A 21393-nucleotide genomic window follows, 5' to 3' on the forward strand; every position below is an offset into this window, starting at 1 on the left:
ACGGCTCAGATCCACCCTTCCAGCGCGGCCATGAAGCCGGCGTGATCGTCCCGGTGCACGGTGTGTCCGGCGCCCGGCACGGTGCGCACCTCGAAACCGCGCGCCCGCAGCAGCTCGGCGTCCGAGGCGCTCACCAGGAAGCTCTGATCGGCCAGCACCACCAGGGAGGGCACGGCGGGCGCGGCCGGCAGGCCGGACTCCTGGCCGGGCATGGCCAGGGCGGAGTCCGGGTCCCACGCGGCGAGGGTGGCGAGCTCGACGTCGACGTCGGCGCTCTCCCAGCGCGGGTTCAGGGCGGTGATCTGCTCCCGGGTGGCGTGCCGGAACTCCACGAACATCGCCGGGTCCACCCCCTCGGCCCGGGCGAACTGCCAGCCCGGGTCGACGTACACGGCGCGGGCCGGCTTCAGCCGCTCGACGGCGCGCAGCAGGGTGATGCCGCCGAGCGAGTGCCCGATGGCCAGCTCGGCCCCGGCGGGCAGGGTGTCGGCCAGGTCCTCGGCGTACGCGTCCAGGGCGTAGCGCTCCTGCGGGGTCCCGCCCGTACCGCGCGGGCTCAGCCCGTGGCCGCGCTGGTCGACGGCGATGACCCGGTAGCCGCGCTCGGCCAGCGCCGGGCCGACCCGCCGCCAGGTGCGGTGGTCGGACATGATGCCGTGGACCAGCAGGGCGATCCGGTCGCCGCTTCCCCACTCCTGGGTGTGCAACTTCATGGGAACGAAACCTTTCTGATGGTTGGTCACCGGACGCCGCGGATGGGCTTCACGGCCAGCGCACCGGCCACCGCGAGCACGGCGCCGAGCAGGAACAGCGGGGTGTAGCCGCCGAGGCCGACCACCGCGGAGGCCACGAAGGGCGCGATGATCTGCGGGCCGGCGTTGGCGATGTTGAGCACGCCCATGTCGCGGGCGGCGTCCTCGGCCTTCGGCAGCACCATGGTCACCAGCGCGGTGTCGACGGCCATGAAGCAGCCGAAGGCCAGGCCGTTCACGGCGGAGAAGACGATCATGCCGGGCCAGGTGGGGCTGAGCACCGGGATCAGCAGGGCGGCCGCGGAGAGTGCGGCGGAGAGTCCGACGAAGAGCTTGCGCCGGTCCAGCCGGTCCGATAGCACCCCGCCGACGACGGTGGAGACGGCCATCGCGGCCGAGGAGACCGGGGTGAGGATCGCGATCGCGCTCTCGGGCGAGAGGCCGCCGGGCAGGCCGATGTGGTCCTGGAGGATGTAGAGCTGGTAGCCGACGACGGCGAAGTAGCCCAGGACCAGCAGCGCCCGGCCGATGAACGCCCAGCGGAAGTCCGGCTCGCGCAGCACGCCGAGGAAGGCGGCGGCCTGCTCGCGCAGCGGTGCGGCGCGCTTGGCGGGCATCCGCCGTTCCCGGGCGAGGCCGCTGAACAGGGCGGCGGCCAGCGCGACCAGCAGGCCGAGCACCAGGTAGCCGGTGCGGATGCGGTCGGAGAAGGCGGAGGCCAGCAGGACGCCGAGGGTGGAGCCGACCGGCAGGCCGAGCCCGACGGCGGCGGAGGCGGTGCCCCGGCGCTCCACCGGGACGCGGTCGGGGACGACCGAGGTGAGCGCGGCCTGGTAGAAGTTCATCGCCGCCTGGCCGAGGCACCAGGCGATGCAGACCAGCAGCACCGAGTCGACGCTGCCGAGAAGGGCCATCGCGGCCACCGCGGCCAGGCCGCCGCCCAGGATCCACGGGTTGCGCCGGCCGGAGCGGTCGGACAGGGCTCCCGCGAACGGGTTGAAGAAGGTGGCGAAGATCGCCGCGGCGCCGCTGACCAGGCCGAGGTTGGCCACCTTGGCGGCCGGGTCGAGGTGCTCGACCTGCAACGGCAGCAGCACGCCGCCGACGCCGAGGTAGAGCGCGTACATCGCGGTGTTGCCGGTGAAGAGCAGCGGCAGCAGGCCGCGGGTGGCGGGCACCGGGGTGTCCCGGCCGGCTCTCGGGACGCCCTGCGGAACGTCACTGGCGGGGGAAAGGGCCACGTTGCCCTCCAGGGGATGTGCCCGGCGGCGGGTGGGGGCGCCGGGCGGCGGACAAGAAGCAGGTTACACGTGTAACGGTTACTCGTGTAACCAGATGTTTAGCAGGGCGTTCAGCCCCACGGCCAGAGCCGGCCGTGAAAAGATTCGAACCGTTATGAACAGCGACCACGACCTCCCCGGCCCCGCCGCGCCGCCGCCCACCAGCGCCGACGTCGCCCGACTCGCCGGCGTCTCCCGCGCCACGGTCTCCTTCGTGCTCAACAACACGGCCGGCGGCCGGGTCAGCGAGCAGACCCGGGCCAAGGTCCGGGCCGCCGCCGACCGGCTCGGCTACGTCCCGCACGCCGGCGCCCGCTCGCTGCGGGCCGGCCGCACCGGCCTGGTGCTGGTCGTCGGCTCCGACACACCGATCGGCCCGCTGTTCAGCGGCTTCTACCGGGAGCTCCAGGAGGCCCTGCCCCGCCACGGCTACACCGGCGTGCTGCTCGGCCCCACCCCGGGCGGCCGCGACGACGCGGCCCGCGCCTGGGCCGAGCTGCGGCCCGCCGCCGTCCTCTGCCTCACCCCCGGGCTCACCCCCGACGGCGTGCAGATCCTGCGCCGCTCCGGCACCCGGGCGGTGTTCACCCTCGGTGTCCCGCCGGTGCCCGGCGCGCACGCGCTGATCATGGACCAGCGCGAGGTCGGCGCCGCCGCGGCCGCCCACCTGCTGGAGCGCGGCCGCCGCCGGATCGGCGTCGTGATGCCGACCGACCCGGGGCTCGCCCTGTTCAGCGGCCCCCGGCTGGCCGGCGCCCGGGCCGCCGCCGCGTCGGCCGGCGTCGGCGCGCTGGTCGAGCCGCTGCCGCTGGACTTCACCGAGGAGTCCGCCGCCGAACTCGCCGACCGCTGCCGGGAACTGACCCTGGACGGCCTGTTCGGCTACAACGACGAGTACGCGATGCTCGCGCTGCGCGCCCTGCAGGACACCGGCCTGGACGTCCCCCGGGACGTCGCCCTGGTCGGCGCCGACGACCTGCTGCTGGCCCGGCTGCTGCGGCCGCGGCTGAGCTCGGTCCGGATGCGGCTGCCGGCCGGCGAGGAACTGGCCGGCCTGGTCGACCGCGCCGTCGCCGACCCGGAGGCGCTCCCGGCCGGCCGCAACCTGATGAGCGTCGAGCTGGTCGCCCGCGAGTCCTCGTAGGCCCGTCCCGTCGGCCGGCAACACGGCCGGCACCCGGTCGGACGCCCGCCCGGCGCCGGCGGCCGGGGGAAGACCCGGCCCCGCCGGTCGGGCGCCTCAGTCCCCGTCCGCCTCGGACAGCACGTCGGTGACCAGCTTGGTGGCGAAGTCGTGGCCGTTGCCGGAGATCCGGTTGATGTACTCCGCGAGCAGGACCGCCGTGGCCTCCAGGGGGTTCATCTCCTCCTTCGTCCAGGCTCCGTACTGGGCGCGCCACAGGTTGGGGCTCAGGCCGGTGCCGGCGGCGATGAGCAGACCGGCCATGGTGGGGATGACCTCGGGAGGGAAGGTCCTCGGCATCATCCGCATGGTGGCCACCAGGGTGGGGACCGCGCGCTCGACCACGTCCTCCTCGTGCTGCTCGAAGGCCGATCGCAGCCAGTTCATGTAGATGTACACGAGCGTGCAGGCGCCCTCCACCAGCGCCTCGGCCTCCTCGGGGCCGAAGGACGCGGTGAGCTGGTCGACCATCCGCTGGTGCTCGGGGTCCGTCCCGGACCTGCCGTCGTAGACGGCCTTGAGCCGGGAGTCGATCACCATGAGCGCTGCGCTCACGTCACCGACGGGAGCGTGCTTGGGGTCGCAGGACGACACGGGACTCCTCCTGGAGCGGCCACGGCCGGTACGGCCGGTACGTTCGAAGGGTAGGCGAGCGATCCGACGGGTCCGGCGGATCCGGCCTCGGGCGCCCCGGGGTGACGGGTACGCAAGGGCCGCCCCGGGCGGGCCGGGGCGGCACGGTGGCGGTGGCACGGGGCCTGTCGCCCGCTCCCCGTCACCCGGAGGCCGCGCCTCACACGTCAGAGCGAGGCCCTGGCAGTCGGGTTGACGGCGGCGGGCGGAGGGCGGCCGGCTCGCGCTCCCGGGCCGGCCGCCCTCTCTCCCGTCAGACGGCCGACGCGGCCGACCCGGCGTTGCGGCGGCGGAGGTAGACGGTGGCCAGGACGCCGGCGAGCACCGCCCCACCACCCATCCCCGCGACCGACGGGTTGATCATCGGGACCGCGGCCGCGGGCTCGGCCCCGCCGCACTGCGCGTGGCCGATCACCAGGTTGGCGCCGTTCAGCGACGGCAGCAGGGTGATGTGGACGGCGTTGACGGTCAGCACGCCGTTGGCGTCGGTGGTCTGCTCGTTGAGGACGATCGAGCCGACGAGGGGGATGTCGACCTTGGTGTTGGCCGGGGCGTTGGCCTGGAGGTTGACCGGGAGAAGGCCGACGGTGACCGTCCCGCCCGCTATCAGGCCGCTGCCGGTGGCCCCGGTGGGGGTGGCGTTGCAGGTCGAGTTGACGCCGGTCAGGGTGACCGAGGCGACGCCGAGGTTGAGCCCGAGCTTGTCGACCGTCGCGGAGGCCGACGCGGTGCCGTCGGCGGGGTTCCCGGCGGTGGTCGCGGTGAGCACGGAGGTGGTGGCGACCGGCCCGACGTTGAGGCCCACCAGGGTCCGGGTGCCGCCGGACGGGTAGGCCGACTCGGGCGAGGGCGCGACGGCGACCATCCCGCCCAGCGCCTCCGTGGAGACGACGTAGGCGTCGGCCACGGGGGCGGGCAGCGCGGCGTACGCCGGGGAGGCCACGGACAGGACTCCGAGGGCGAGCGCGGCGCCGGCGAGGACACGGTTGCGGGTACGAGTTCTCACGGATTGGCCTTTCGGACGGGTCGCACGGCGGACCGGTGGGTCCGCTGTGCGGGGCAGGAAGGGTGTGGTGCATCGACTCCGCTGACCGGCCGCGGCGTGCGGCCGCGGCCTCACCGGCCAGGGAGAAGTCTCGGCGCTCAGGCGGTGGCGATCTCCTGGGCGGCGGGCGCCGGCAGCGGCTCGGCCGTACGGGCCGTCTTGTGCCAGGAGCCCTTGCGTCGCACGGTCCGCCAGAAGGCGCGGACCGCGACGAGGTAGGTGGTCGCGGCGTAGACCGCGAGGGCGAGGCCGTAGCCGAGCGCGGCCCGGCGGCTGATCCCCGGTTCACTGCGGCGCCGGTACAGCGGCCCCCAGAGGGCGAACTCCGCGACCCCCACGACCAGGTAGAGCGCGATCAGCACGGCGCCGCCCTGGCGGAGGAAGGCCAGCACGAACTCCGGGTAGAAGACCGCGTTGTAGCCGAAGGCGGCGATCGGCACGGCATAGACCACCAGGCCGACGACCTGGAGCCAGGGCTGGACCATGAAGTAGAGGACTTCCAGGAAGCCCGGGGTGGTGAACTCGCGGGAGCGCCAGACCCGGCGCAGGTACGGCGCGCACTGCATCGAGCCCTGCGCCCAGCGGACCCGCTGGGTGATCAACTGCCGTACGTTCCAGAGGGCTTCCTGGTCCACCCAGGCGGTCGTGGTGTAGCCGTTGCGCCAGCCGGCCAGCATCATCCGCAGCCCGAGCTCGAAGTCCTCCAGCAGCGCCCTGCCCCACGGCTCACCGCCGCCCCCGTCGATCGAGCGCAGTGCGCTGAGCCGGTTGGCCTGGCCGTTGCCGCCCACGTTGACGGTGCGGGTGAGCCGGCGGGTGATCTGGATGGCGGAGATCGGCCCACGGAACTCGATGTCCTGGAGCCGGGCCAGCAGCCGGGCGAACCGGTTGGCGAGGCGCCCCCGGTGGGGCAGCGGCACGGCCACGTCGCGGTTGGACATCCGGACCTCGACCTGGACGGCGCCGATGGCCGGGTCGCCGAAGGAGGACGCTCCGGCGAAGGTGTCCAGCATCCCCGGGGAGGGCCGTCCGTCGGCGTCCAGGACGATCAGGACGACCCGGTCGGCGTCGGTGTCCTCCGGCAGCCAGGCTTCGAGCGCCTGGTAGGCGGCGTTCAGGGCGTCGCCCTTGCCGGTGCGCGCCTGCGGCAGCCGCCGGCCGACCAGGTGGACCGGCCGTCCCGCGTCCGCCCTGGCCCGTACCAGCTCGGCGGTCCGGTCCTCGCAGTGGTCGTCGACGACCCAGACCCGCGCCCGGGGAAAGTGCCGGGCGAGGTAGTCCAGGGTGGTGCCGATCACGGCCTCCTCGTCCCGGCAGGGTATGAGGAAGTGCCAGTCGAACCGGCTCGGGTCGCCCGGGGCGTCCGGGCGGGCCCGCAGGAAGTTGCGCACGATCACCGTGACGTAGGCGAGGAAGCCGATCCCCAGCACGAAGGAGAGGGAGACGGACAGGTCGAGCAGGGTCACGGCGCATCGGCCTCCGCGTCGCGGGTGGACGTTCGGGTGATCAGGTGGAGGAAGAGCAGCAGCGCGATCAGGCCGGCGGCCATCATCAGCACCGAGCCGAACAGGACGTGCGTCCAGCCGAACCCCTCGTCGCCGTAGCGGTGCTGCATGGCGACGATCAGCGTCAGCCGGCCCAGGTTGGCGGCGACGACCAGGGCGGCCGCCAGGAAGAAGCCCAGCAGGACCCGGGCCGGCCGGCGGGTGCCGAACAGCAGGAGGACTCCGGCCAGCAGCGCCAGCGGGGCGATCAGCAGGTCGCTGCTGCATCCGGTGGTCAGGGCGATCCCGCGCCCGAACCCGCCCGCGTCCGCGGCGTACAGCACCGGCGCGTCGGGGGCCTCCAGCAGCAGGGTGCGCAGGCCGAGCGCGTGGGAGACCAACCACCGCGCCCCGGCCATCTCGTGGAACCGGTAGGCGCGTTCGCCGGCGACCAGGACCCCGCACAGGCCCAGCAGCAGTGGTCCGGCCACCCCGGCGAGCACCCGGCCGGACAGTGGGGCGCGGCCGTGCCGCGACAGCGGCGAGCGGGCCGGCCCCGGTGGCCGGGCGGGTTGCGGGTACACGTCTGCGGTCACGAGGAAACCCCCTGGGAGTGAGGCGAGTCGGCGGAAGGAGGCGCGGCAGGGCCGCTACCGTTCGTCGCGCTTCCGGCCGGTCCGCTCGTCCCGGTCGGCGGCCAGCCGGCTGCGCCGCAGCAGGGCGACTCCCACCAGCACCAGGGCCGTGCCGGCCGCGGCCGCGATGCCGAGGCCGGGCGAGCCGGTCGAGGCCAGCACGCCGCCGCCGGCTGCCGTCGGGGGAAGGCCGCCGCCCATGGGTCCGTACATGGTGGTTCCTCTCGTGACGACCGGGTTGTCCCGGTCTTTGCGATCTGGAGCCGTATGTTGCTGGGCTGATCGGATGATCGGATAGGTACGGCGCGCCCATTCGGGTGGAAATCACCCGTTTGCCGCAACCGGCCGCGCGAAGGCGCCGGCCGGCCGGTATCCCGCGGGCGACCGCCGCCACCAAGTGGACACGGCGCAACGGTCCCTGATGCACCGGCATACGAACCACCACCCGGCCCCTTCCGGGCCACGGCAGGCTCCTGTCGGCCAAGTGGGTGACATTGTTCCTTCATGTGGATATTTCTTGTGAATCCCCCCATATCGTCTGCTGATACTTCCCCACCCCACCCCTCGCCCCCTTCGGAGCGCCATGTCCTCGACCGATGTCGCCCTGGTCCTCGGAACCCGGCCGGAGATCGTCAAACTCGCCGGAGTGGTCCGCCTCCTCGGCCCGCAGGCCCGCGTCGTCTGGAGCGGCCAGCACTGGGACCCGGCCCTCACCACCACCTTCTTCACCCAGTACGGCCTCCCCCACCCGCACCACCTGCTGAAGGGCGTCGGCGGCGAGCCGCGCGGCCGTCAGATCGGCCGGATGGTCAGCGCGTTGAGCGACCACCTCGCCGCCCGCCCGCCGGCCGCCGTCGTCGTCCAGGGCGACACCAACACCGCCGCCGCCGGCGCCCTGGCGGCGCACTGCGCCGGCATACCCGTCGTCCACGTCGAGGCCGGCCTGCGCTCCTTCGACCCTGACATGCCCGAGGAGGCCAACCGTCGCCTGATCGCCCCGCTCGCCGACCTGCACTGCGCGCCCACCGCGACCGCGGCGGCGCACCTGCTGCGCGAGGGGATCGAACCGGACCGGGTCGTGATCACCGGCAACACCGTCGTCGAGGCGACCCTGGAGACCCTGCCCGGCGAGGCCGAGGCCCAGCGCATCGTGGCCGAACACGCCGTCACCCCCGGCGGCTACGTGCTCGCCACCATCCACCGCCCCGAGAACACCGACGACGCCGCGCGGCTCGCCCAGATCCTCGACCAGCTCGCCGCTCTGGACCTGCCGGTGCTGCTGCCGCTGCACCCCCGGACCAGGGCCGCCGTCGAGGCGTTCGGCCTGCGCAGCCCGATCGCGCGGCTGCGCCGGATCGAGCCGCTGGACCACGCCGGTTTCCTCGCCCTGGCCCGCCACTGCCGCCTGCTGGTGTCGGACTCCGGCGGGGTCCAGGAGGAGTGCACGGTGCTCAAGCGCCCGCTCGTGGTGGTGCGCAACTCCACCGAGCGCCCCGAGGCCGTCCGGGCCGGCTTCGCCCGGCTCGCCCGCCCCGGCCACGAACTCGGCCGCGCCCTGCGGGACCTGCTCGCCGACGAGGCCGCCACCGAACGGCTGGCGCACCTCCCCTCGCCCTACGGCACCGGGCAGGCGAGCGCCGAGATCGTCGCCGCGGTCCGCAGCCGCTACCTCGCCCCCGAACGGCCCGCCGAACGCCCCGCGGAGCAGCCCGCCGCACCGCTGCCCGCCCTCGACCGCGCGCCGGTCGCGGCCGCGGCAGCCCACCCCCGGCGCTGAGCGGCGGCGGGCCCCGGAACGTCGCACAGAACGACGACCCCGCCAGACTCCCGTTCGACCACTAACCGGTTTCGGACAGTCCTTGGCCCGCGTTCCGGACAGCCCCTCGGATCCTCGTGAACGGCGCTTTCCCGCACCCCACCCTGGAGTCGCCGGGCGGCCGAGCTCAGGACGGCCTCGGAGCCGCCCGAGTCCGGTGCAGTGCACCGCACTTCACCGATCGCTCGCCACCCGACCAGGAGGTCGCCTTGAGCACCCACCGCCCCACCCGGAGAAACGTCCTGAAGGCCGCAGGCGGCCTCTCGGCAGCACTGGCGCTCGGCGGCGCGAGCGTCCTCGCGACCGCCTCGGCGGCCCACGCGGCCGACGACGGCTTCGGGCTGCACATCGTGGACCGCAACGAGGCCGACGCCCGGATGCGGTACTACCGCTTCGCGACCGCCGAGATCGGCTGGCAGCCCGCCGTCAACGTGCTGCTCCCCGACGACTACCACACCAGCGGGCGCACCTACCCCGTCCTCCACCTGCTCCACGGCGGCCTCCAGGACTTCATCGAGTTCGACCGCCAGGGCGTCCGCGACTGGACCGCCGGCAAGCCGCTGATCGTCGTGATGCCCGACGGCGGGCAGGCCGGCTGGTACTCCAACCCGGTCAGCACCAACGCCGGCCCCCGGAACTGGGAGAGCTTCCACCTCAACCAGCTGGTCCCGTGGATCGACGCCAACTTCCGCACCTACGCCGAGTACGACGGCCGGGCCGTCGCCGGCTTCTCCATGGGTGGCTTCGGAGCCCTGAAGTACGCGGCCAAGTACTGGGGCCACTTCGCCTCGGTGAGCTCCCACTCCGGCCCGGCGAGCCTCCGCCGCGACAACGGCGCGGTCGTGCACTGGGCCAACGTCTCCGCCGCGGTCAAGGACCTGGCCGGCGGCACGATCTACGGCGCGCCGCTGTGGGACCAGGCCAGGGTCACCGCCGACAACCCGGCCGAGCGCCTGGACAGCTACCGGAACAAGCGGATCTTCCTGGTCGCCGGCACCAACCCCGACCCGACCAACCCCTTCGACCAGTTCAACGAAACGGAAGTGCTCGCCGGCCAGCGGGAGTTCCGCGCCCTGCTCGACAACGCGGGCATCCCGTACGAGGCCCACGAGGAGCCGGGCGGACACATCATCCGCGACTACATGTTCAGGCGCGACATCGACGGCATCATCGACCGGCTCCGCAAGGCATAGCGCGGCGGCCGGCCCCGTCCCCGCGGTCCGGTGGGACGTCCCCGACGGGGACGTCCCACCCGCCGCTGCGCGCCCCGGATCCGCCGGCCGCGGCGGCGCATCCGCCCCCTGACCGGCCCCCGCCCCGGACCCGCCCGCAAACTGCCAGGCACGAAGGTGACGGATCGGATCCGTCGACCCGGCGCACCCCGGCTGGCAGGGTCGGAAGCAGCCCGCAACCGGCGGGATCCACTGCACCCGGGGGGCTCCCATGACGACGACATCCGACGGCCTCGCGGCCACCGGAGCGGGCGCGTTCGGGTGCCCGCCGCGGATCACGGGCTGAGGCGGACGCCATGGACGACCGCTACGAGCGCCACTGCTTCGCCGACCCGCTGTTCTACGACGACCCCGCCCGAGCCGAGCGCCCGGAGGACCGGTTCGCCGCCGCCACCGCCCCGCTGCCGGCGGGCTGGCAGCGCCACGAGCACGGCCCCTGGGTGAACCTGCGGCCGCCGCACGCCCAGCTCCCCGAGCAGGGCTGGAAGGTGCACGTCTCCGCCACCCCCGACGAGGCGGAGCGGGTCGTCGACCAGGTCCTGGCGTACTGCCTGGAGCACGGACTGACCTGGAAGTTCCTGCGCGGCCGGGCCACCGTGCTCGCCCTGAACAGCAAGTACGCCGACCGCCGCGCCAGCGGCAAGCTGATCACGCTCTACCCGGAGGACGACACCCGGCTGGTCCAGGTGCTGGACGACCTGTCCACCCTGCTCAAGGGCGTCCCCGGCCCCTACGTGCTGAGCGACCTGCGCTACCGGGAAGGACCGCTCTACCTGCGCTACGGCTCCTTCGTCGAACGCCACTGCACCGACGAGCACGGCCGGCGCGTCCCGGCCATGCGCGGGCCGGACGGCGCCCTGGTACCCGACACCCGGGGCACGGTCTTCACCGTGCCGCACTGGGCGCCGGTGCCGGAGGTCGTCACGGCCCAGCTCGCCGCCGACGCCGCCCGCGAGGCCGAGACCCCGGCCGACTTCCCGTTCGAGGTCACCAAGGCGCTGCACTTCTCCAACGGCGGCGGGATCTACCTGGCCACCGACCGGCGCGACGACCGCCGGGTGGTGCTGCGCGAGGCCCGCCCGCACGCCGGGCTCGACCACGCCGGCCGGGACGCGGTGCAGCGGCTGCTGAGCGAGCGCCGGGTGCTGGAGGCGCTGGCCGGGGTGGACTTCGTGCCCGCGCTGTACGAGTACCGGCAGGTCTGGGAGCACCACTACCTGGTGGAGGAGTACATCGAGGGCGAGCGGCTGGAGGACGTCTTCACCCGCACCTGCCCGCTCACCCGCCCCGACCCGGACGAGGCCGCGTCGGCCGAGTACACCGCCTGGGCGCTCGACGTGCTCGACCAGGTCGGCGGCATGCTGGCGGCGCTGCACGAGCGCGGGCTGGTCTTCGGCGACCTGCACCCCAACAACGTGATGGTCCGGCCGGACGGGCGCTGCGCGCTGGTCGACTTCGAGATCTCCTTCCCGACCGACGACGCCGCCGCTCCCCCGCTGGGCGCGCCCGGCTTCGTGTCGCCGACCGCCCGGCGCGGGACCGCGGTGGACGCGTACGCGCTGGCCGCGCTGCGGCTCTACCTCTTCCTGCCGCTGAACATCCTGCTCGGACTGGACTCGGCCAAGGCCGAGCTGGCCGGCCGGGAGATCGCCCGCCTCTACCCCGTGCCCGCCGGGTTCGGGGCCGGGGTCGCCGAGGCGCTGCACCGGGCGGCCGGCGGGAAGCTGCCGCCGGGTGCCACCGAGGGCCGACCGGGCACCGCCGCAAGCGCCGCGGGACCGTCGCGTCCGGCCTGGCCCCAGGAGCCGGCGACGGACACCGGGGCCTGGCGCCCGGTCCTGGACTCGCTGGCCGAGGGCATCCTGGCGATGGCGACCCCGGACCGGACGGACCGCCTCTTCCCCGGCGACATCGAACAGTTCGGCCCGGGCCACGGCGGCCTGGGACTGTCCTACGGCGCGGCCGGCGTCCTGTACGCGCTCGGGGCTTGCGGCCGGCCCGCACCGCCGGAGCAGACCGACTGGCTGGTGGCCCGCTCGACGGCGGCGCCGGACCTGCCGCCCGGCCTGTACGACGGCCTGGCCGGCATCGCCTGGGCGCTGGCCCGGCTCGGTGCGCCGCAGGAGGCCGGCGCCCTGGTCGAGCGACTGCTCGCCGCCGAACTCCCGGCCGATCCGGGGCTCGGCTCCGGACGGGCCGGCATCGCGCTCGGCCTGCTCGACCTGGCCGGCCCGCTCGGCCAGGAGCGCCTCGCCGAACGGGCCCTGGCCCTCGGCCACGAGCTGGCCCGGGACGAGCCCGCGCCGCGGCTGCGCGGCCTGCTGGACGGCTGGAGCGGGCAGGCGTCGCTGTTCCTGCGGCTGCACGGGCACACCGGCGAGCGGCGCTGGCTGACGGCGGCCGAGGCGGCGCTCGGCCGCGAACTGGACGGGGCGGACATCTCCGACGGGATGCTCTTCCTGGTCGAGGACCGGCATCGCCGCAAGCTCCCGTACCTGGCCGCGGGCGGTGTGGGCACCGCCCGGCTGATCACCGAGCTGGCCCGGCACCACGGGGCGGACGGGCTGCCCGAGCGGTTCGCCCGGGCGACCGCCGCCGCCGACCGCGCCTGCCTCCCCGACCTGATCGCGGCGGCCGGCCTGTTCGAGGGCCGGGCCGGGCTGGTGCTGCACCTGCTGCGCGGCGGGCACCGGGCCGAGGCCGACCGCCATCTGCGGCTACTGGAGTGGCACGTGATGAACCATCGCGGCCACCCGGCCTTCCCGGGCCGGCGCTCGATGCGCCTGTCCGCGGACCTGGCCACCGGCTCCGCCGGCGTCCTGGTGGCGCTCCACGAGGCCGTCCTCGGCCCGGTGTCACTGCCCGGCATCACGGACTTCCCCCGGCCCTGAGGCCCGGGGGGACCCCCGGCCGCCACCCGGCGGCCGGGACCATCACGGAAAGGAACCGACCATGACCCAGATCCTCGCCCTCCAGGGACTCCAGAGCGAGACCGGCACCGGCGCCGTCGAGCCCAACAGCCACTGGAGCAGCGTGGCCCACTACCGCGCCGAGGCGCCCGTCTCCGAGGAGGCCGGTCGCTGATGTCGAAGATCCTCGCCCTCCAGGCGCTCGAGGCCGCCCAGGACGACGCGGCCGTCCCGTTCAGCCACTGGAGCACCGACCTGCACCTGCCGGTCGGCGCCCCGGTGGAGGCGGCGGAGTAACCCTCCGGTCGACGACACGGCTGCCCGCCGGGGCCACCCGGCGGGCAGCCGTCCGTCGTCGCCTCCGGACGGAGGCCGTCGCCACCTGCGGACGGAGGCCGGCCTCAGCAGGGCGCGGTGGCGTCCGCCGGGAAGGTGAGCCCCGCGCGCTCGGCCAACGCCCCGGCCTGGAACCGGCTCTGCGCGCCCAGCCGCGCCAGCAGCTCGGCGATGTGGCGCCGGCAGGTCCGGGTCGACATGCCCAGCCGCCGGGCGATGGTGTCGTCCTTCTCCCCGGCGGCGAGCAGCACCGCGATCACGTCCTCGACCTCGCGGGAGACCGTACGGGCGGCCCGCGGCGCGGTGTCGTAGGGGACGGCCTGGCTCCACTCGTGCTCGAAGAGCCCGACGAAGTACGCCACCAGGGACGGCTCCCGGACCAGCAGCGCCCCTCCGGTGGCGAGCCGGGCCGGCACGAAGGCCGTGGTCCGGTCCACCACGACCAGCCGGGCCGGCACTTCGGCACGGGTCCGGACCTCCGCCCCCGCGGCGATGACCAGCTCCGCGTAGGACCGGGTGGGCGGGTCGAAGCGGGTCGGGTGCTGGTACAGGCTCCGCAGCCGGACGCCCCGCTCCAGCATGGCCAGGTCCCGGGGCAGCGCCTCGGTCAGGGCCGCCTGCGGGTGCCCGCCGCCCGGCCGGACGGTCAGCACCTCCTCCTTGGCGGCGCCCACCACGGAGGCGAGGGCCGAACCGGCCACGTGGGTGTCCTCCAGCAGACGGACCGAGCCGTCCGCGTCGCCGCCCTGCGCCCGGTACACCGGCTCCAGCGAGGCCACCTCGGCGCGCAGCCCGGCCAGTGCGGCCTGACGGCGGCCCAGCTCGGCCTCCGCGATGCGCAGCCGCGCCTCCTCCCGTCCGGTCAGCCGCGCGGCGGCCTCCTCCGGGCCGACCGCCGCGAAGCAGCCCGGCCCGGCTCCCGGGCTGCGGATCAGCAGGCACAGCGCGGCCAGCCGGTCGACGGCCGACCGGCAGCGCGCCTCACCGAGCCCGAGGTCGGCGGAGATCCGCGCCAGGTCGGCGGGCTCGACCCGCCGGTTCCGCACCGCCCACTCGTAGACCAGCCTCGCCTCGCGATCGAGCAGGGCCTCCCGCCCCGACGACCGGACCGTGTCCGTATTCACCGGATTCCTCCACCCCTCCTCAGTCGGCCAACATCTTCCTGTCCCCCTCACCCCCTGGTGGCCGTCGCCGACGGTGACGACGATCGAACAACCGCTTCCGGGGCCAAGCCGCCGGACGCGATCGTCGACTGCCACCAGCTGTCAAGAGGGCCGCCATGAAAGAACGTGGAACTGTCCGCGTCGCGTTCACCCCACGCGCACCAGGAGCCCCACTGGGCTCCGTCCCGACCCCCGTCGCCCCCTCCACCGAGCCGGGCAACGGCACCGTCACCTTCTACGACTGGGCCGTCCGCCGGGAGCGGCCCGCACCGGTGCGGGCCGTGGCCGCACCGTCGGCCCGTCGGCGGTGGACCGAGCAGTCGTGGACGGCCGCGCAGGCGGTCCACGGGCTCCCTGGGGCCGGCGCGCCCGCCGGGCGGCCGGAGGTGCCACCGGCCCCCGGCGCCGTGCGCGCGGCCGTCGGCGCCCGGCTGCTGCGGGCCCGCCGGGAGGTCTTCCTCTGCTGCCCCGGCGGCGACCCGACGGCGGCAGCGCTGGCCGACCTGGTCCTGGCCGAGCTACCGCGCACCGACCCCGCCCTGCGGGTCCGGATCGTCCACCAGCACCCCGCGCGCTTCCACCTGCCCACCCAGCGCCAGGCCCGGGCCGCGGAACGGGCCGGCGCCGAGGTACGGACCACCGGGGAGAGCTGCGGCCCGCTGCTGGTCGTCGACCGGGAGAGCGCCTTCCTGCCGGAGCGGGGGCGGCCCGACGGGCTGGTGCTGGTGGACCAGCCGTCGGTGGTGGCCCACCTGGCCGACTCCTTCGAGACGCTCTGGCACCGGGGCGAGGCCTTCCGCAGCGGCCCGGCCGCCGCCCGCGCCGTCTCCGACGAGCTCCGGGCGACGATCCTGCGGCTGCTCGCCGACGGGCTGAAGGACGAGGTCATCGCCCGCCGGCTCGGGCTCTCGCTGCGCAACTGCCGTCGGCACATCGCGGGCGTCTACAGCTCGCTGGGCGCGGACAGCCGCTTCCAGGCGGGCGTGCTGGCGGAGCGCAACGGCCTCACCGGGAGCGCGGCGGACGCCGCGACCGGCACACACAGATAGCGTGTGCAAATATTGATTCGCAACAACTAACCACCCGCTGAGCCACCCGGGGCGCCCCTGAGGCGCTCACTCCTCGGTGCGCCCCAGCAGCGTCTCCTCGACGTCCAGCCGCCTGCGCAGCAGCTCGCCCCCTGTCCATGCCCGGCAGGCCGGCCGGCCTGCCGACGCGGATCGCCGGGGCCGCACGACCTGGTCGCACGCCCGGGCGGTCCGGCCCGTCCTGGACCACCCGGGCCCGCGGTCCCGCGGTCGCCGTTGCCGTCAGCCGGCTTCCGTGCGCGGCTCCAGCCGGGTGCCCGTGCGCAGGGTGATCGACATCAGGTCGCTGGGGGCGTCGAGCTCCAGCCGGTGCCAGCGGCCCCGGGGCACGATCGCGGCGGTGCCCGCCGTCAGCCGCACCACGGACTCCTCGTCGCCGGGCTCGACCGGGCGCAGGAAGAGCCGGACGCCGCCGGCCAGGCAGCAGACCGCCTCCTCGGCCTCGGGGTGCATCTCCCAGTGGTCGGCGTGGACCTCGGCGTCGCTCTCCACGTGGAAGGTCGCGATCTGCCAGGCCCTGGCGTCGCCGCCGGTCATCCGGCGCCCGGCGGCCCGGACACCGCCGTCGGAGTGGATGTGCAGGGCCGAGGCGAACAGGTCCACGGTCGTGATCGGAGTGGTCGTCATGAGCGGGTTCCTTCCAGTCGGTTCGCCGCGGGGTCCGGTCGGTCCGCGGCGGGGGTGAGCGGATCGGGGCGGCCGGGCGCCTCCGGCCGGCGCCGGGGCAGCACGCCGATCGCCACCAGCGCGGCGAGGACGAACAGCCCGGCGGTGACGGCCAGTCCGGTGGCGTAGCCGTCGTTGAGGGCGGCGGGGTCGGTGGCGCCGCCGGTGCGGTGGGCGGAGACCGTGGCCAGGGCCGCCAGGCCGACACAGCCGCCGAGTTGGCGCGAGCTGTTGAGCAGGCCGGAGGCCGTCCCGGCCTCGCGGGCGGCCACGCCGGTGGTCCCGGCGGCGGCGACCGGGGCCAGCACCAGTCCGGTGCCGACGCTGGTGACCAGGGACGGGCCGAGGACATCGGTGAGGAAACCGCCGTCGGGGCCGATCAGGGCGAACCAGGCCAGGCCCGCGGCGGCCAGCACGGCTCCGGGCACCAGGGCGGCCCGGGGGGTGCGGTGCGCGACGACGCGCGTGGCGAGCACGGAGCCCGCGACCAGTCCGGCCGAGAAGGGCAGGAAGGCGAGGCCGGTGGCCGCGGCACCCAGGCCCAGGACCTGCTGGAGGTAGAGGGAAACGAAGTAGAAGGCGGTGAACTGCCCGGCGGCGGCCAGGAACACCAGCACGTTGGCGCCGGCCACCCAGCGGCTGCGCAGCAGGCCGAGACGGAGCAGCGGCGCGCAGGCCCTGGTCTCGGCGACGGCGAAGGCGGCCAGCAGCGCGACCGCGGCGGCGAGCGTCCCCAGGGTGGCCGGGGAGCCCCACCCCCGGACATCGGTACGGACCACGCCGTACACCAGCAGCCCGACCCCGGCGGTCGCGAGGACGGCGCCGAGCACGTCCGGCCGCTCCCGTCGCTCCGACCGCACGGGCCGCTCCCCGGCCGCCCCGGTCGCCTCGGCGGGGCCGTCGGCGGGCAGCAGGGCGAGCGCCGCCGCCACCACGGGCAGGTTGACCAGCATGACCCAGCGCCAGCTCGCGTACTCGGTCAGCAGTCCGCCCGCCAGCACGCCCAGCGCGCCGCCCGCGGCGTTCGCCGCGCTCCACACGCCGAGCGCGCGCACCCGCCGGGGCCCTTCGGCGAACGTGGCGGTGAGCATCGCGAGCGCGGCCGGGGCCGCCGCCGCGGCGCCCACGCCCTGCCCGGCTCGGGCGGCGACCAGCTGCCAGGGCGCCTGGGCCAGGCCGCCCGCCAGCGAGCAGAGGCCGAAGACGGCCAGGCCCAGCAGGAGCAGCGGCCGCCGGCCGTACAGGTCGCAGGCGCGGCCGCCGAGCAGCAGGAGCCCGCCGAAGGTGAGCGCGTAGACGTGCACGACCCAGGAGAGGTCGAGCGGCGCGAAGCCCAGGTCGGTCCGGATCGCGGGCAGGGCGACGTTGACCACCGACATGTCCAGGGCGAAGACGAACTGTGCGACGGTCACCGCCGCGAGCACCCGGCCGGGGCGCCCTCGTAAGTTTCTATACATGTATAGAAACTAGCCCCGGACGATCCCCGCTGTCGAGTCCCGGGTGATGATGAGGGCATGCAGCAGCCCCCCACTCAGCAGCCGACCGGATCTCCGGCCGGACCGCCCGCCGCACGGCGCAAGGCCGGCGGCCGGCCTCCCCGCATCTCCCGCGAGGAGGTCGTCACCACGGCCCGCCGGATCGTGGACGAGGAGGGCGTCGAGCGGCTGACCATGCGCCGCCTGGCCACCGAGGTCGGCAGCACGCCGATGGCGCTCTACCACCACGTCCGCGACAAGGAGGACCTGCTCGTCCTGCTGCTGGACGACTACGCCGCGCGGACGCTGCGACCGACCGCGCTGCCGGCCGAGCCGCGCGAACGGGTCCTCGTGGCGGCGGCCGCCATCCACGAGGCGCTCGCCGCCTGCCCGTGGATCGTGGACGTGCTGACCGGGGACAGCCTGATGTCCGCCCACTCCCTGTGGTTCGTCGAGCAGATCGTCGACGGCCTGGTCGCCTGCGGCCTGTCACCGGAACGGGCCGTCCGGGGCTACCGCGCCATCTGGTACTACACCGCCGGCGAGATCATGGTCCGCGCGTCGACGGCCCGCCGCCGCACCGCCGACGGCGACCGCCCGACCCACCGACAGCAGGTCTTCGCCGACCTCGACCCGGAGCGGCTCCCCCGCCTGGCCGGACTCGCCGACCGCTGGGCACCGCTCACCGCCGAGGACACCTACCGGGACGGCCTCGACGCCCTGGTGGACGGCCTGATCGCGGCCCGCTGAACGGGGCCGGGCACCTCCCCGGCTACTTCCCGACCAGGACCCGGCCGATGAGGCCGCTCAGCGCACGGGGTGCCAGGCGCCGGGCCGTCCACAGGGCCCTGGTGCCGCGCCCGGGGAAGGACCACGCGCGTCCGCGCGCCAGGGCGCGGTCCATCGAGTCCAGCACCTTCTCCGGACTCAACCCCCTTCGCGGACCGAGCAGTTCAGGGGTTTCGCGGCGGATGCGCGACAGCATCGGGGTCTCCACGGCGGGCGGGCAGACGCACAGCACCCGGATGCCCTCGGCACGGTGTTCGGCCGCGACGATCTCGGCCAGGAAGTGGACCGCGGCCTTGGCCGCGCCGTAGCCGCCGCCCAGCGGGACGGGCACCCAGCCGCCGATGGAGCCGAAGAGCACGATCTGGCCCCCGCCCTGAGCGGCCATCGCCGGCACCACGGCCCGGACCATGTGGAGCGTGCCGCCGTACACGACGTCCATCAGGCGGAGGGTGTCCGCCGGGTCCTCGTCGAGCAGCCGCCCCATGGAGGCGACGGCGGCGCAGTGCACCAGCCGGCGGAGCGGGCCCAGCTCCCGGGCGACGGCGCGAACCACGGCGGCGACCGCCGCAGGGTCCGTGACGTCGCAGACGAACGGACGCACCGCGGGGGCCTCCTGCGACAGCGCGTCGAGACCGGCCGCGTCGACGTCGACCGCCGCGACCGCCCAGCCCGCCCGGGCCAGCCGCAGCGCCGCCGCCCGGCCGATCCCGCCGGCGGCGCCGGTGACGATCGCCACCTCGCCTGGCACGGACGCCATCTGTCACGCTCCCACGGCTGCGAGATCCACCGGACACCCTCCCGGCGCCGGAGGCCGAGCCTCCCGCGCCGAAGGGCTCCTACCCAGCCGACGGCGCCACAACTCTCTTAGGCCGGGCGGACCTTGACGTCAGCCGTTGCCGAAGAAGCCGAGCGCGCCCGCCGCGCAGACCCCACCGGCCCCCATGAAGACCGGCGTCAGCACCTTGATCTCCACCCAGCTGCCGGCCCGGAACCGCATGCCCTTCGGCGGCCCGACCGGGTACCAGCGCCGGCGCCCGACGGGGATCGGCCACAGCACCGGGCAGCCCGAGACGGTCAGCGCGTCGCCCAGGCAGTGCACCAGCGCGCCGAGCGCGATCGGCAGCCCGATCCAGAGGTACTCCTGCCCGGGCTCCTCGAACAGCCACTGCGAACCGTTGCCGGGCTTGTCGAGGACCTCCGCGAGCATCCACGCGCTGGTCGCCCCCAGCAGCCACACCAGGACGTCGCTGGAGACCCGGGCGTGCCGCCACAGCAGGCCCTCGATCGCCAGCACCATGTGCACGAACAGCACCACCAGCACGCCCCAGCGACCGCCGTACACGGCCACCGCCGCGGCGCCCGCCCCGCACAGCACCGCCCAGGGCCAGGTGTGCGTCAGCGTCCGGTGGCCGCCCGAGCGCCGCGGGTCGCCCTTGCCCCGGGTGGCCTTGTACACGGCGTACGAGAGGTTGTCGATCACTTCGCAGAGCGCCCGGGACACCGGCCCGAACGCCCTGGATATCGTCGCCGCCTTGTGGTCCAGGTCCGGCGCCAGGGCCGCCCCCGCACAGATCAGCGCCCCCGCGAGCAGGACCGGCCAGGGCATCGGCTCCCCCATCCCGGCCGCCACCGCGCCCACCCCCAGCCACGCGGTCGCACCCGACAGCGAATGCGCCGGTCCCATCATGTCCGTACACCACCGATCCTCATCAGCTCCGTCCTCACCGTGAGGACCTGACATCCCGGCAGCCTATCCGTCCAAGATCACCCGCCGGGCGCCTCGCCCGGCCCGGCACCCCCGCCCCCGACCCGCACCCGCCGGCCCGCCCCCTGCCGGCCCGCACCGCCTCACCCGGCCGTGCGCTGTGCCTCCAGCGCGATGCGGGCCGTGGTCGTCAGCGCGTCCAGCGCCTCCCGGGTGCGGGCCGGTTCCTGCATGCGCGCGTCCGGCTCGGCTCGCTCCCGCGCCATGGCGCAGGGCCCCCGACGCCCGCTCCGGCGCGTCCGGTGCCCCGCCGGTCAGGCGAGGCTCTTCTCCAGCGCGGCGAGGTAACTGCGCATCAGGTGGTCGCGGACGCCCTCGCCGTCCGGGGAGAAGGCCGCGGCACCCAGGCCCCCGACCCGGTCGGTCAGCGCGGAGACCAGCCCGACCTTCTCCTGGACGCGGCCCGCGGAGTCGATGTGGCGCAGCGCCGCGACATGGGTGAAGGCGGGCTCCGGGGGCAGCTCGGGGACGATGTCGTTGCCGTGGACGAAGCGGAAGGTACGTCCCTGCAGGCCCTTGTCGTAGGCGGCGGCCAGCAGCCGGTCGCAGGTCCGGGGCTGGCCGAAGGTGTAGACGCCGTCGGCCGCCAGGCGCGGGTCCTCCAGGTCGAGCCGGGCGGCGACGAGCATGGCGAGGGCGCCGCCGAGGCTGTGGCCGGTGAACCAGACGGTCTGGCCGTCGGTCCGCAGGTCGGAGACGGCCTCGGCGACGTCGGGGAAGACGGATTCGAGGGCCTCGGCGAAGCCGTAGTGGACGTAGCCCGTCCGGCCGGGGCCCGGCCAGGGCGGGGTGGAGGCGTCGGTGAGCCAGTCGCGGATCTGTGCGGGTTCGGTGCCGCGGAACGCGGTGACGATCATGTTGTCACCGGCCATGGTGTAGGCCTGGGTGTCCTGGAGCGGGAACGGCGGGGTGAACCGGGTCTGGTGGTGGCGCACGGTGTCGAAGCCCCAGTCGCGGGCCTGCTCCTCGATGGTGGCCTCGTCCTTGTAGGCGAGGTCGGCGGCCTTGGCCAGCCAGTAGGCGTGCGGAAGGCTGTATCCGGTGACGTGCTGGTCGAAGGTGGTCGGTACGGCCATGGGGGGACGCTCCTGTCGGGTCGACGGTCGACGGCTGGTCTGTCCCGGGGCCGTCGGCGCCCACCG

General features: G+C 75.0%; 22 protein-coding genes. 8 read left to right on the top strand and 14 right to left on the bottom strand.

All coding sequences use genetic code 11. From position 1 onward, the window contains the following. Positions 1-5: 5 nt before the first annotated feature. On the bottom strand, positions 6-713 hold the full coding sequence (locus ACIRRH_RS11215; RefSeq protein WP_403065052.1) for an alpha/beta fold hydrolase: 708 nt from the start codon (positions 711-713) through the stop codon (positions 6-8). A 26-nt stretch (positions 714-739) separates the two neighbouring features. Continuing rightward, entirely contained in the window at positions 740-1993 is a 1254-nt protein-coding gene (locus ACIRRH_RS11220) for an MFS transporter (protein ID WP_403065055.1), read from the bottom strand. 154 nt (positions 1994-2147) lie between these two features. Between ACIRRH_RS11220 and ACIRRH_RS11225 the strand changes: the two genes are divergently transcribed. Next, positions 2148-3176: a LacI family DNA-binding transcriptional regulator gene (locus tag ACIRRH_RS11225; protein WP_403065058.1), complete on the top strand. Its 1029-nt coding sequence runs from the start codon at positions 2148-2150 to the stop codon at positions 3174-3176. A gap of 96 nt (positions 3177-3272) precedes the next feature. Here the strand turns inward: ACIRRH_RS11225 and ACIRRH_RS11230 are convergent, their stop codons facing one another. The 5 genes from ACIRRH_RS11230 to ACIRRH_RS11250 form a co-directional block, all read right to left on the bottom strand. Further along, entirely contained in the window at positions 3273-3755 is a 483-nt protein-coding gene (locus ACIRRH_RS11230; protein WP_403065531.1) for a hypothetical protein, read from the bottom strand. Between the two features lie 346 nt (positions 3756-4101). Continuing rightward, on the bottom strand, positions 4102-4854 hold the full coding sequence (locus ACIRRH_RS11235; protein ID WP_403065061.1) for a choice-of-anchor P family protein: 753 nt from the start codon (positions 4852-4854) through the stop codon (positions 4102-4104). A gap of 137 nt (positions 4855-4991) precedes the next feature. Beyond that, positions 4992-6359, bottom strand: coding sequence for a glycosyltransferase (locus ACIRRH_RS11240; protein WP_403065063.1), 1368 nt, complete (start codon positions 6357-6359; stop codon positions 4992-4994). Next, positions 6356-6973, bottom strand: a complete 618-nt coding sequence (locus tag ACIRRH_RS11245; protein ID WP_403065066.1) for an archaeosortase/exosortase family protein — start codon at positions 6971-6973, stop codon at positions 6356-6358. The genes ACIRRH_RS11240 and ACIRRH_RS11245 overlap by 4 nt, the downstream gene beginning before the upstream one ends. Positions 6974-7027: 54 nt before the next feature. Then, positions 7028-7225 carry a hypothetical protein gene (locus ACIRRH_RS11250; RefSeq protein ID WP_403065069.1) on the bottom strand — a complete coding sequence of 66 codons (198 nt, stop codon included), beginning with the start codon at positions 7223-7225 and terminating at the stop codon, positions 7028-7030. A 370-nt stretch (positions 7226-7595) separates the two neighbouring features. Between ACIRRH_RS11250 and wecB the strand changes: the two genes are divergently transcribed. The 5 genes from wecB (at position 7596) to ACIRRH_RS11275 (ending at position 13266) form a co-directional block, all read left to right on the top strand. Further along, entirely contained in the window at positions 7596-8789 is a 1194-nt protein-coding gene (gene wecB / locus ACIRRH_RS11255; protein ID WP_403065072.1) for a non-hydrolyzing UDP-N-acetylglucosamine 2-epimerase, read from the top strand. 248 nt (positions 8790-9037) lie between these two features. Beyond that, the gene (locus ACIRRH_RS11260) at positions 9038-10021 is read left to right on the top strand and encodes an alpha/beta hydrolase (protein WP_403065075.1); all 984 of its coding nucleotides are present in this window, start codon (positions 9038-9040) and stop codon (positions 10019-10021) included. A 335-nt stretch (positions 10022-10356) separates the two neighbouring features. Next, positions 10357-12951: a class III lanthionine synthetase LanKC gene (gene lanKC / locus ACIRRH_RS11265; RefSeq protein ID WP_403065078.1), complete on the top strand. Its 2595-nt coding sequence runs from the start codon at positions 10357-10359 to the stop codon at positions 12949-12951. Between the two features lie 61 nt (positions 12952-13012). Then, positions 13013-13144, top strand: coding sequence for a hypothetical protein (locus ACIRRH_RS11270; RefSeq protein WP_403065081.1), 132 nt, complete (start codon positions 13013-13015; stop codon positions 13142-13144). Continuing rightward, on the top strand, positions 13144-13266 hold the full coding sequence (locus ACIRRH_RS11275; protein ID WP_403065084.1) for a hypothetical protein: 123 nt from the start codon (positions 13144-13146) through the stop codon (positions 13264-13266). The genes ACIRRH_RS11270 and ACIRRH_RS11275 overlap by 1 nt, the downstream gene beginning before the upstream one ends. Positions 13267-13370: 104 nt before the next feature. Here the strand turns inward: ACIRRH_RS11275 and ACIRRH_RS11280 are convergent, their stop codons facing one another. Beyond that, on the bottom strand, positions 13371-14429 hold the full coding sequence (locus ACIRRH_RS11280; protein WP_403065087.1) for a LuxR C-terminal-related transcriptional regulator: 1059 nt from the start codon (positions 14427-14429) through the stop codon (positions 13371-13373). Positions 14430-14584: 155 nt separating this feature from the next. Here ACIRRH_RS11280 and ACIRRH_RS11285 point away from each other — a divergent pair, with 155 nt between their 5' ends. Continuing rightward, complete coding sequence (locus tag ACIRRH_RS11285; RefSeq protein ID WP_403065090.1) at positions 14585-15517, top strand: response regulator transcription factor; 933 nt, start codon at positions 14585-14587, stop codon at positions 15515-15517. Positions 15518-15778: 261 nt separating this feature from the next. On the opposite strand, the gene ACIRRH_RS11290 is transcribed toward ACIRRH_RS11285, so the two are convergent. Further along, entirely contained in the window at positions 15779-16183 is a 405-nt protein-coding gene (locus tag ACIRRH_RS11290; RefSeq protein ID WP_403065093.1) for a cupin, read from the bottom strand. Then, complete coding sequence (locus ACIRRH_RS11295; protein WP_403065096.1) at positions 16180-17679, bottom strand: MFS transporter; 1500 nt, start codon at positions 17677-17679, stop codon at positions 16180-16182. Before ACIRRH_RS11295 ends, ACIRRH_RS11290 begins: the two co-directional genes overlap by 4 nt. A 57-nt stretch (positions 17680-17736) precedes the next feature. Here ACIRRH_RS11295 and ACIRRH_RS11300 point away from each other — a divergent pair, with 57 nt between their 5' ends. After that, positions 17737-18447, top strand: coding sequence for a TetR/AcrR family transcriptional regulator (locus ACIRRH_RS11300; RefSeq protein WP_403065099.1), 711 nt, complete (start codon positions 17737-17739; stop codon positions 18445-18447). A gap of 22 nt (positions 18448-18469) precedes the next feature. Here ACIRRH_RS11300 and ACIRRH_RS11305 read toward each other — a convergent pair whose 3' ends face one another. From ACIRRH_RS11305 to ACIRRH_RS11320, 4 genes are all read right to left on the bottom strand, one after another. Further along, positions 18470-19243, bottom strand: a complete 774-nt coding sequence (locus tag ACIRRH_RS11305) for an SDR family NAD(P)-dependent oxidoreductase (protein WP_403065102.1) — start codon at positions 19241-19243, stop codon at positions 18470-18472. 129 nt (positions 19244-19372) lie between these two features. After that, positions 19373-20173, bottom strand: a complete 801-nt coding sequence (locus ACIRRH_RS11310; RefSeq protein ID WP_403065105.1) for a metal-dependent hydrolase — start codon at positions 20171-20173, stop codon at positions 19373-19375. Between the two features lie 161 nt (positions 20174-20334). After that, positions 20335-20457, bottom strand: coding sequence for a hypothetical protein (locus ACIRRH_RS11315; RefSeq protein ID WP_403065108.1), 123 nt, complete (start codon positions 20455-20457; stop codon positions 20335-20337). Positions 20458-20505: 48 nt separating this feature from the next. Continuing rightward, complete coding sequence (locus ACIRRH_RS11320; protein WP_403065111.1) at positions 20506-21327, bottom strand: lipase family protein; 822 nt, start codon at positions 21325-21327, stop codon at positions 20506-20508. Between the last annotated feature and the right edge of the window lie 66 nt (positions 21328-21393).

The sequence above is a fragment of the Kitasatospora sp. NPDC101235 genome, from assembly GCF_044767505.1.
Classification (GTDB): domain Bacteria; phylum Actinomycetota; class Actinomycetes; order Streptomycetales; family Streptomycetaceae; genus Kitasatospora.

Coding starts and splice junctions, on each gene's coding strand:
- ACIRRH_RS11295 (WP_403065096.1), bottom strand. CDS start 17,679: ATGTATAGAAACTTACGAGGGCGCCCCGGCCGGGTGCTCGCGGCGGTG.
- ACIRRH_RS11285 (WP_403065090.1), top strand. CDS start 14,585: ATGAAAGAACGTGGAACTGTCCGCGTCGCGTTCACCCCACGCGCACCA.
- ACIRRH_RS11290 (WP_403065093.1), bottom strand. CDS start 16,183: ATGACGACCACTCCGATCACGACCGTGGACCTGTTCGCCTCGGCCCTG.
- ACIRRH_RS11300 (WP_403065099.1), top strand. CDS start 17,737: ATGCAGCAGCCCCCCACTCAGCAGCCGACCGGATCTCCGGCCGGACCG.
- ACIRRH_RS11315 (WP_403065108.1), bottom strand. CDS start 20,457: ATGGCGCGGGAGCGAGCCGAGCCGGACGCGCGCATGCAGGAACCGGCC.
- ACIRRH_RS11275 (WP_403065084.1), top strand. CDS start 13,144: ATGTCGAAGATCCTCGCCCTCCAGGCGCTCGAGGCCGCCCAGGACGAC.
- ACIRRH_RS11215 (WP_403065052.1), bottom strand. CDS start 713: ATGAAGTTGCACACCCAGGAGTGGGGAAGCGGCGACCGGATCGCCCTG.
- ACIRRH_RS11310 (WP_403065105.1), bottom strand. CDS start 20,173: ATGATGGGACCGGCGCATTCGCTGTCGGGTGCGACCGCGTGGCTGGGG.
- lanKC (WP_403065078.1), top strand. CDS start 10,357: ATGGACGACCGCTACGAGCGCCACTGCTTCGCCGACCCGCTGTTCTAC.
- ACIRRH_RS11225 (WP_403065058.1), top strand. CDS start 2,148: ATGAACAGCGACCACGACCTCCCCGGCCCCGCCGCGCCGCCGCCCACC.
- ACIRRH_RS11230 (WP_403065531.1), bottom strand. CDS start 3,755: ATGGTGATCGACTCCCGGCTCAAGGCCGTCTACGACGGCAGGTCCGGG.
- wecB (WP_403065072.1), top strand. CDS start 7,596: ATGTCCTCGACCGATGTCGCCCTGGTCCTCGGAACCCGGCCGGAGATC.
- ACIRRH_RS11250 (WP_403065069.1), bottom strand. CDS start 7,225: ATGTACGGACCCATGGGCGGCGGCCTTCCCCCGACGGCAGCCGGCGGC.
- ACIRRH_RS11270 (WP_403065081.1), top strand. CDS start 13,013: ATGACCCAGATCCTCGCCCTCCAGGGACTCCAGAGCGAGACCGGCACC.
- ACIRRH_RS11305 (WP_403065102.1), bottom strand. CDS start 19,243: ATGGCGTCCGTGCCAGGCGAGGTGGCGATCGTCACCGGCGCCGCCGGC.
- ACIRRH_RS11320 (WP_403065111.1), bottom strand. CDS start 21,327: ATGGCCGTACCGACCACCTTCGACCAGCACGTCACCGGATACAGCCTT.